Consider the following 1,237-nt stretch of genomic DNA (forward strand, 5'->3'; position numbering starts at 1 on the left):
GGCCCGCCGCCGCCGCGGGCGCGGCGCTGACGGTGGCGATGCCGCGCGGCAGGTCGCCCCACAGATCGGCGAGGCGGAAGGCGGCCAGCAACAGCGCCGAAGGCACGTAATCGGACGAAACGATGTCCAGCAGGTCGGCCCGGGCCAGATCGGCCGCCGCCACATTGCCGGAATGCGACCCGCCCCGGATCAGGTTGGGCGCCCCCATCATCACCGCGATGCCGTGATCATGGCAGGCCTGCGCCGCCTCGACCGTGGTGGGGAACTCGGCCAGCCGGATACCGTGGCCGGCGCTGACCGCGACCTGTTCGGCGGTGGTGTCGTCATGGCTGGCCAGGACCGCGCCGAACCGTTGCGCCGCCGCCAGCGCCGCCGCCTCATGCGCCTCGCCCAGCCGGTTGCGCACCGCGATCTGCGACGCCACGTGATCGGCGAATTGGTCGTCCGTCAGCCCGTGCTTGCCACAGACATAGGCCTTGAGCTTGCTGAGATCGCGGAACTGCCGCTGTCCCGGCGTGTGGTCCATCAGCGACAAGATGCCAACCCGGTCCTCGGGGCCGAAGCGGTCCAGTTCGTCGATCAGGGTTTCCGAGCAGATCTCGGCCCGCAGATGCAGGAAATGGCTGATCCGCAGCAGGCCACGGGCGCGCACCTCCAGCAATTCGCTGGCCAGCGGGCGGGCATATTCGCGGTAATCCGTGCGCGCGCCGGACATCACCGAGCCGACGCGCATCGCGTCGAACACGGTGGTGATGCCGGTGCTGGCCAATTCGCCGTCATGGGCCAGGATCGCCGCGGCATGGGGCCAGTCGACCTTGGGGCGCGGCTGGATGTGGCGTTCAAGATTGTCGGTATGCAGCTCGATCAGGCCGGGGATCAGCAGATCGCCCTCGCAATCCACCGCGCCCGGCACCCGCGTGGTGCCGGGATCGACCGCGGCGATATGGCCCTGGGATATCCGAACCGTGCCGCGGCACACCTCGCCGGGCAGCACCAGTTCGGCATTGGTCAGGATCAGTTCGGAAATCTCGTGTCGCATCTGCATGGGTCAGGCCTTTACCGGGTCGAGCGCGGCCAACAGCGCGGCCAGTGCCGCCTCCAGCTGCCCCGAATTGTCAATTTCGATCACCTTCAGCCCGGCCGCAAGCGGCGGTGCCGGGCGGGCCAGCCGCCGTGCGATCTCGTCCGCGCTTTCCCGGCCGCGGGTGGTCAGCCGCCGGGCCAGCACCTCGGGCCG

At 69.8% G+C, this 1,237-nt stretch carries 1 protein-coding gene and 1 pseudogene; both read right to left on the minus strand.

What is annotated here, in order from left to right; all coding sequences use genetic code 11:
• On the minus strand, positions 1 to 1,045 hold a 1,045-nt coding region (locus CVM52_RS25850; protein WP_100165070.1), incomplete at its 3' end, for an alpha-D-ribose 1-methylphosphonate 5-triphosphate diphosphatase.
• A 3-nt stretch (positions 1,046 to 1,048) separates the two neighbouring features.
• Positions 1,049 to 1,237 (minus strand): annotated as a pseudogene (locus tag CVM52_RS27305) (phosphonate metabolism protein/1,5-bisphosphokinase (PRPP-forming) PhnN); the annotation flags it as partial.

This window comes from Pseudooceanicola lipolyticus (assembly GCF_002786325.1).
In the GTDB taxonomy this organism is placed as follows: Bacteria; Pseudomonadota; Alphaproteobacteria; order Rhodobacterales; family Rhodobacteraceae; genus Pseudooceanicola_C; species Pseudooceanicola_C lipolyticus.